The following is an 8,359-nucleotide window of genomic DNA, read 5'->3' on the forward strand; positions in this document are numbered from 1 at the left end:
ATCCGAACCCATCCCCCGAGCAAGGAGCAGCCATGACTTCCGACACGACGCAGACGGACCGCACGCCCGCCGCCGACCCGGCGGAGAACAACGCGTATTTCCCGTCGCCGTATTCGCTGTCGCAGTACACGTCGTCGAAGACCGACTTCGACGGCGCCGATTACCCGAATCCGTACACCGGCGGCAAGTGGAAGGTCCTGATGATCGCGACCGACGAGCGCTACATCCTGATGACGAACGGCAAGATGTTCTCGACCGGCAACCATCCGGTCGAGATGCTGCTGCCGATGCACCACATGGACAAGGCCGGCTTCGAGATCGACATCGCGACGCTGTCGGGCAATCCGGCCAAGCTCGAACTCTGGGCGATGCCGAGCGATGACGAGGCCGTGCAGAGCACCTACCGCAAGTACCTGCCGAAGCTGAAGACGCCGCTCAAGCTGTCCGACGTGCTCGACCAGCATCCCGGCGCCGATTCGCCGTATATCGCGGTGTTCATTCCCGGCGGCCACGGCGTGCTTGCCGGCATTCCGCACAGCAAGGACGTCAAGCGCACGCTGCGCTGGGCGCTCGACCAGGACCGGCACATCATCACGCTGTGTCACGGGCCCGCATGCCTGCTGTCGGCCGCCGTCGACGAAGATCCTGAGGACTACCCGTTCAAGGACTACGAGCTCTGCGTGTTTCCGGATGCGCTCGACACGGGGCCGAATCTCGACATCGGCTACATGCCGGGCCCGCTGCCGTGGCTCGTCGCGCAGAGCCTCGAAAAGCTCGGCGCGCGCGTGCTGAACAAGGACATGACCGGCCGCTGCCATCAGGACCGCAAACTGATCACGGGCGACAGCCCGCTCGCGTCGAACGGCATCGGCAAGCTCGCGGCCGCCGCGCTGCTGAAGGAAGTCGGGCACTGACGGTACGCGCCGCCCTGGCGCGGCGTCTCGCCGGGGCGTGGCCGCCCGTCTCCATTCGACCGCCAGAGCCGTACGGTAGTATGGCGATTCGATGGAACCCCGCTGAATCCGAACGAGTGGCCATGCCCGAATTTTCTTCATCTCACGGCGCCGGCCAAGGCGCGCAAGCGCTCGTCCTCATCGCCGAGGACGAACCCGAGATCGCCGAGATCCTGACCGCCTATTTCGCGCGCAACGGCCTGCGCACCGTGCACGCCGCCGACGGCCGCCGCGCGCTCGAACTCCACCTGTCGCTGAAGCCCGACCTCGTGCTGCTCGACGTGCAGATGCCGCACGTCGACGGCTGGAAAGTGCTCGCCGAGATTCGCCATCGCGGCGACACGCCGGTCATCATGCTGACCGCGCTCGATCAGGACATCGACAAGCTGACCGGGCTGCGCATCGGCGCCGACGACTACGTGGTCAAGCCGTTCAACCCGGCCGAAGTCGTCGCGCGGGCGCAGGCCGTGCTGCGCCGGTCGATGGCCGGCTCGCGCCAGGAAGAGCAGCGCGTGCTGCGCGCCGCGCCGTTCGAGATCGATCTCGAGCACCACGAAGCGACGGTCGAAGTCGACGGCGCGCGCCACACGCTCGTGCTGACCCTCACCGAATTCAAGCTGCTCGCGCAGCTCGCACGCGCGCCGCGCCGCGTGTTCAGCCGCGCCGAACTGATGGCGACCTGCCTGCCCGAAGGCGACGCGCTGGAACGCACGGTCGACAGCCACGTCAGCAAGCTGCGCAAGAAACTCGACGATCTCGGCGTCGCGGGCGTGCCGGCCAGCGTGCGCGGCGTCGGCTACAAACTGTGGAGCGGCGAGTGAGACTCGACGGCCTGAGCCGCCAGATCGCGCTGACGATGGGCGCGATCGCCTTCGGCATCACGGTGCTGATCGTCGTGACGGCCTATGCGTTCTACTACCTGCTGTACCAGTACTCGCCGCAGTCGTTCAAGCCGGAGAGCTGGCTCCCGAGCGGGCCAGAGTGGGTATGGATCATCTCGACCACACTGGTCGGCCTGCTGATCGCGGTCGTCGTTGCGATCAACCTGTCGCGCCGCATCCTCGTGCCGCTGAATTCGGTGACGGACAGCATCCGCCGCGTCGCGCGGGGCGATCTCGGGGCGCGCGCGGTCGCCGGCGATCGTTCGTTGAAGGAAGCTGCGCTGCTCGCCGACAACTTCAACGCGCTCGCGAGCGAGCTGCAGCGCGTGACCGACGAGCAAACCTTCTGGAATGCGGCGATCGCGCACGAGCTGCGCACGCCCGTGACCGTGCTGCGCGGGCGCTTGCAGGGGCTCGCCGAAGGCGTGTTCACGCCGAGCGATGCGCTGTACCGCAGCCTGCTCGTGCAGGTCGAAGGGCTGACGCGGCTGATCGAGGATCTGCGCGTGGTCAGCCTCGCCGACAGCGGCCATCTGAGCATCGAGATCCGCGACACCGACCTGGCCGCCGAGGTGCGCGCCGTGGTCGACGTGTTCGCGCACGCGCTGCAGGCCGCCGGCCAGCATCCGGTGCTCGATCTCGACCCGCGGCGCATGTGCTGCGACCCGGTGCGCATCCGCCAGGCGTTGCTCGCGTTGCTGGAAAACGCACGCCGCCACGCGGTGCCCGGCGCGATCCGGATCCAGACCCGCATCGAAGACGGCATGTGCCGGCTGCGCGTCGAGGACGACGGCCCCGGTATCCCGGCCGAGTTCGCGCCGCACGTGTTCCAGGCGTTCCGGCGCGTCGACGAGTCGCAACCCGGCGGCACGGGCCTCGGGCTCGCCGTCGTCGCGGCGATCGCGCATGCCCATCGCGGCGCAGCGCTGTGCGTGCCGACCGGCGCCGGCGGCACGCGATTCGAGGTGCGGTGGCCGGACGATCTCGTGCCGGCGCCCGAAAGCGAGCGGTTCCCGGCGTAACCCGACGCCGTTACGCCGCTACGCCCTCACGCACGCGGTTCGCGCCCGACCTGGTCGAGCGGCGGGCCGAGCCCGTGCATCTCCCCCAGATACACGGCGCGGCGAGAAAGCACCCGTCGCCGCCCGCCTCGCACCCCGACCACCACATTTTGTGCACCGCACGACCCGCCGTGAGCAAAAAGTATCGGCTCACGAACTCTTTTGATGTGGTGATCGCATCGCCCGCGTCACACCATTGTCCCTGCCGTCATCGGCGGCATTCGAACAAGCAGAATCAAGGAGACACGGGTGAACAAGATGCGAATCGTCGCAGCCGGCGTGCTGCTCGGCGCCTGTCTGCCGGGCGTCGCGGCCGCGCAAACCTGCAAGGTGCCGACCCTCCGCGTGCTCGCGCAGAAGAGCCTCGGCCTGTCGGTGATGGAGAAATCGCTGGCCGACTACGAGAAGAAGAACGGCACGAAGGTCGAGATCAGCTATTTCGGCGAGAACGACCGCCGCGCGAAATCGCGGCTCGACGCGTCGACCGGCGCCGGTTCCTACCAGATCTACTACGTCGACGAGGCGAACGTCGCCGAATTCGCGTCGGCCAACTGGATCGTGCCGCTCCTCAAGTACTACCCGAAGGAATACGACTACGACGACTTCCTGCCCGGCCGCCGCGCGGTCGCGAGCTACAACGGCGTCGCGTACTTCGCGCCGCTCATCGGCGGCGGCGACTTCCTGTTCTACCGCCGCGACCTGCTCGACGCCGCGCACATCCCGGTGCCGAAGACGCTCGACCAGCTCGTCGCCGCGATCAAGCAGCTCAACGCGCCGCCGAAGCTGTACGGCTGGGTCGCACGCGGCCAGCGCGGCTCGGGGATGAACGTGTGGCGCTGGTCGCCGTTCATGCTCGGCATGGGCGGCACATGGACCGACAAGGGCGGCCAGCCCGCGTTCGACTCGCCGGCCGCGGTGAAGGCCACGCAGCTCTACAGCGACCTGTTCAAGTACGCGCCGCCAGGCTCGGCGACCTACGACTGGAGCAACGCGCTCGAAGCGTTCCGCTCGGGCAAGGTCGCGTTCATGATCGAATCGACGCCGTTCGCGGACTGGATGGAAGACGCGAGCAAGTCGAGCGTGGCCGGCAAGGTCGGCTACACGCGCCCGCCCGCGCCGCTGCCGTCGGCCGCGTACGGCCACGGCTTCGCGATCTCGGCGGTCGGCGCGAAGGACGACTGCACGCGGATGGCCGCCGGCCGCTTCATCGCGTGGGCGACCAGCAAGGACCAGGAGCAGGCGCGGCTGCGCAACGGCGTGTTCAGCGACTACAACCGCTCGAGCACGATCGCCAGCCCGTACTTCAAGCAGCACGTCGCGCCGCAGATCCAGGCCGGCCTGAACGACACGAACCCCGTCACGCAGGTGACGATCTGGCGCACGCCGCAGTGGCCGGATATCGGCGACAACCTCGGCATCGCGCTCGAACAGGTGTTCACCGGCACGCAGACGGACATCCGCGGCACGCTCGACGAAGCGGACCAGTACGCGAAGGACGCGCTCGAACATGGCACTCGCAAATGACGGCGCCGGCGGACGCGCGCTCGGCGTCCGCCCGGCCCCTTCCGCACCGTCGGCCCGGCGCGGCCGCGCGCGCCGCGATCGCACGAGCCTGCCGTGGGTGTTCCTCGCGCCGACGCTCGCGCTGCTCGCGGTCCTGAGCCTCGTCCCGACGATCGCCGCGGTCAACCTCGCGCTGCGCAACCGCGTGCTGCGCTACCCGGACAGCGAATACGTCGGCCTGCGCAACTTCGTCCGGCTCGCGTCGGACCGGCGCTTCCTGAACGCGATCGAGGTATCGGTGCTGTGGGAAGTCGTCACGGTCGCGGGCGCGGTGCTGGTCGGGATCGCGCTCGCGGTGTTCCTGTTCGAGCGCGTGCACGGCCGCTGGCGCCGCTTCGCGTCGCTGGTGCTGATCATGCCGGTGCTGCTGCCGCGCGTGTCGGCCGCGTTCATCTGGAAGTTCATGTACGCGCCACTCACCGGCATCCTGAGCTGGCTGCTCGGCGCGCTCGGCGTCGAGCACACCGCGTTTCTCGCCGATCCGCATCTCGCGCTGTACGCGGTCGCGCTCGTCGACGTGTGGCAGTGGGGGCTGTTCTTCGCGGTCGTGATCCTGAAGCTGCTGGAGACGCTGCCGCCAGAGCCGCTCGAAGCCGCGCGGCTCGACTACGCGACGACCTGGCAGGTACATGCGTACATCGCGCTGCCGATGCTGAAGGCGCCGCTCGTGAGCCTCGTGTTCATCAAGATGGTCGAGTCGCTACGCTCGTTCGACCTGATCTACGTGATGACCAAGGGCGGCCCCGGCATCGCGACCGAGACGCTCGATCTCTACGCGTACCAGCAGGGCATCGGCCTCGCCGGCAAGGTGTCGTATGCGTCCGGCATGGCCGTGCTGATGATGGTCGCGACCACGCTCGTCTTCACGCTCATCTGGAAGAGGGTCAACAAATGGGACGACTGATGGCCCGCCGCGGTGCCGCCAACGTTTCGACTGTCGCGATCGCCGGTGCGATCCTGCTCGTCGCCGCGTTCCCGCTGTTCTGGGCCGTGCTCAACTCGCTCAAGCACCTGCTCGACATCGTCACGCCGACGCCGCGCTTCTTCTTCACGCCGACGCTCGCGAACTACGAACAGGTGCTGTCGAGCCCCGAGGTGCTGATCGGGCTCGGCAACAGCATCGCGATCGTCGGCGCGGCCGTGCTGATCGGCGCCGTGCTCGGCGTGCCGGCCGCGTATGCGATCGCGCGCTACCCGATACGCGGCAAGCGCGACATCCAGTTCTTCCTGCTGTCGCTGCGCTTCCTGCCACCCGTCGCGGTCGCGCTGCCGCTGATCGCGATCTGGGTCGATCTCGGGCTGTACGACACGAAGCTGTCGATGATCGTCACGTACCTGCTCGTCACGCTGTCGACCATCACGTGGCTGTCGATCCCCGTGTTCCGCCGGCTGCCGCGCGAGATCGAGGAAGCCGCCGCGCTCGACGGCTACGGCCCGTACGCGGTGTTCTGGCATATCGCGCTGCCGGTGTGCGCGAGCACGCTGCTCGGCGGCATCGTGTTCAGCTTCGTGCTGGTGTGGAACGAACTGATGATCGCGCTCGCCCTCACGTCGTCGCGCAGCGCGACGCTGCCGGTGGTCGCGTCCGCGTTCACGTCGCTCGGCCAGGAAGTGCCGTGGGGCGTGATCAACGCGTCGACGGTGCTGCTCGCGCTGCCGCCGCTCGTTTTCGTCGGCATGCTGAGCCGGCTGCTCAATTCGATGGTCAAGGGAAAATAAGGAGAACACGTTGAAAGCGCTCGTACTCGAACGCACGCGCGAGCTCGCGCTGCGCGACATCGACCTGCCGCAAGCGGTCGGCCCCGGCGACGTCCGGATCAAGGTGCATACGGTCGGCGTCTGCGGCAGCGACGTGCATTACTACGTGCACGGCGGGATCGGCCCGTTCCGCGTCGACGCGCCGATGGTGCTCGGCCATGAAGCGTCCGGCACCGTCGTCGAGACGGGCGCCGACGTCACGCACCTGCGCGTCGGCGACCGCGTATGCATGGAGCCCGGCGTGCCGCGCCTCGATTCGCCCGCGACGCTGCGCGGCCTCTACAACCTCGATCCCGACGTGCGCTTCTGGGCGACGCCGCCGATCCACGGCTGCCTGACGCCGTTCGTCGTGCATCCGGCCGCGTTCACGTACCGGCTGCCCGACAACGTGTCGTTCGCCGAAGGCGCGATCGTCGAGCCGCTGTCGATCGGCCTGCAGGCCGCGAAGAAGGCGGCGATGAAGCCGGGCGACCTTGCCGTCGTGATCGGCGCCGGCACGATCGGCGCGATGACGGCGCTCGCCGCGCTCGCCGGCGGCGCCGCACGCGTGATCCTCGCCGACGTCGTGCCGGACAAGCTCGCGCTGTTCGCCGGCAACCCGGCCGTCACGACCGTCGACGTGCGTACGCGGCCGCTCGCCGACGCGGTGGCCGAGGCGTCCGGCGGCTGGGGCGCGGACGTCGTGTTCGAGGCGAGCGGCAGCGCGAACGCGTATGCGGGCCTCGTCGACCTGATGTGCCCGGGCGGCTGCACGGTGCTGATCGGGATGCCGGTCGCGCCGGTGCCGCTCGACGTCGTCGCGCTGCAGGCGAAGGAAGGCCGCATCGAATCGGTGTTCCGCTACGCGAACATCTTCCCGCGCGCGCTCGCGCTGATCGCGTCCGGCGCGATCGACGTGAAGCCGTTCATCTCGCGCACGTTTCCGTTTTCCGAAGGCGTGCGCGCGTTCGAGGAAGCGGCGAGCGGGCACCCGCGCGACGTCAAGATTCAGATCGAAATGGATTGAGTTATGGCCCAGATCACCTGCAAGGCTTTGTCGAAGCACTACGACGGCGGCCCCGCCGTGCTGCATCCGCTCGACCTCGAGATCGCCGACGGCGAATTCATCGTGCTGCTCGGCCCGTCCGGCTGCGGCAAGTCGACGATGCTGCGGATGATCGCGGGCCTCGAGGCGATCACCGGCGGCGAGCTCGTGATCGGCGACGCGGTCGTCAACGACCTGCCGTCGCGCGAGCGCAATGTCGCGATGGTGTTCCAGAACTACGCGCTGTACCCGCACATGACGGTGTACGACAACATCGCGTTCGGCCTGCGGCGGCTGAAGGTGCCGGCCGACGAGATCGAGCGCCGCGTGCGCGACGTCGCGCGCATCCTGAGCCTCGACACGCTGCTCGACCGCCGCCCGCGCGCGATGTCGGGCGGCCAGCAGCAGCGCGCGGCGATCGCGCGCGCGATGATCAAGACGCCCGCCGTGTTCCTGTTCGACGAGCCGCTGTCGAACCTCGACGCGAAGCTGCGCACGCAGTTGCGCGCCGACATCAAGCGGCTGCACCGGCAACTGAAGACCACCACGCTGTACGTCACGCACGATCAGCTCGAGGCGATGACGCTCGCCGACCGCGTCGTGCTGATGCGCGGCGGCCACATCGAGCAGATCGGCACGCCCGCCGAGCTGTACGGCCAGCCGCACACGGTGTTCGCCGCCGGGTTCGTCGGCACGCCCGCGATGAACTTCGCGGACGGGACGATCGAGCGCGTCGGCGCGAACGTGTGGGTCGACTGCAACGGCGCGCGCTGGCCGCTCGCGTCACCGCGCTTCGCGCGCCTGCACGACGGTCAGCAGGTGAAGGCGGCGATCCGCCCGAACCACCTGCGGCTCGTCGCCGAAGGCGATCCGACCCCGGCCGTGCTCACGCTGACCGGCACGGTCGAGCTCGTCGAGCTGCTCGGCGCCGAGGCCCTCGTCACGCTGGACTGGCGCGGCCAGCCGTGCGCGGCCCTCGTGCCGGCCCCGATGGCCCCGGCGCCCGGCGCCGTGGTAGCGTTTCGCTTCGACGAAGAAGCCCTGCATCTGTTCGACGCCGGCACCGAGCGCAACGTCACGCTGCCGGATGCGAACCCGATCGCGCACGCGGTGCCGCCG

8 protein-coding genes are annotated in these 8,359 nt (G+C 68.8%); all 8 read left to right on the plus strand.

Annotated features, from left to right (window positions below; all coding sequences use genetic code 11):
- The first annotated feature begins 32 nt into the window (after positions 1–32).
- The gene (gene hchA / locus H3O04_RS31645; protein WP_011548634.1) at positions 33–914 is read left to right on the plus strand and encodes a glyoxalase III HchA; all 882 of its coding nucleotides are present in this window, start codon (positions 33–35) and stop codon (positions 912–914) included.
- Positions 915–1,036: 122 nt separating this feature from the next.
- Positions 1,037–1,774 (plus strand): response regulator, encoded by a 738-nt coding sequence (locus tag H3O04_RS31650; protein ID WP_023474887.1) that lies wholly within the window; start codon positions 1,037–1,039, stop codon positions 1,772–1,774.
- Positions 1,771–2,856 (plus strand): ATP-binding protein, encoded by a 1,086-nt coding sequence (locus tag H3O04_RS31655; protein ID WP_202589195.1) that lies wholly within the window; start codon positions 1,771–1,773, stop codon positions 2,854–2,856. The genes H3O04_RS31650 and H3O04_RS31655 overlap by 4 nt, the downstream gene beginning before the upstream one ends.
- A gap of 297 nt (positions 2,857–3,153) precedes the next feature.
- The gene (locus tag H3O04_RS31660; RefSeq protein WP_237666506.1) at positions 3,154–4,419 is read left to right on the plus strand and encodes an ABC transporter substrate-binding protein; all 1,266 of its coding nucleotides are present in this window, start codon (positions 3,154–3,156) and stop codon (positions 4,417–4,419) included.
- Positions 4,403–5,362, plus strand: coding sequence for a carbohydrate ABC transporter permease (locus H3O04_RS31665; RefSeq protein ID WP_023474890.1), 960 nt, complete (start codon positions 4,403–4,405; stop codon positions 5,360–5,362). Before H3O04_RS31660 ends, H3O04_RS31665 begins: the two co-directional genes overlap by 17 nt.
- A complete protein-coding gene (locus H3O04_RS31670; RefSeq protein ID WP_023474891.1) occupies positions 5,350–6,177 on the plus strand; it encodes a carbohydrate ABC transporter permease in 828 nt (275 codons plus the stop codon). Before H3O04_RS31665 ends, H3O04_RS31670 begins: the two co-directional genes overlap by 13 nt.
- A gap of 10 nt (positions 6,178–6,187) precedes the next feature.
- Entirely contained in the window at positions 6,188–7,222 is a 1,035-nt protein-coding gene (locus H3O04_RS31675) for an NAD(P)-dependent alcohol dehydrogenase (RefSeq protein ID WP_023474892.1), read from the plus strand.
- Positions 7,223–7,225: 3 nt separating this feature from the next.
- A partial coding sequence (locus H3O04_RS31680) for an ABC transporter ATP-binding protein (RefSeq protein WP_202589196.1) occupies positions 7,226–8,359 on the plus strand: 1,134 nt, incomplete at its 3' end.

The sequence above is a fragment of the Burkholderia sp. KCJ3K979 genome, assembly GCF_016759955.1.
GTDB classification, from domain to species: Bacteria; Pseudomonadota; Gammaproteobacteria; order Burkholderiales; family Burkholderiaceae; genus Burkholderia; species Burkholderia orbicola.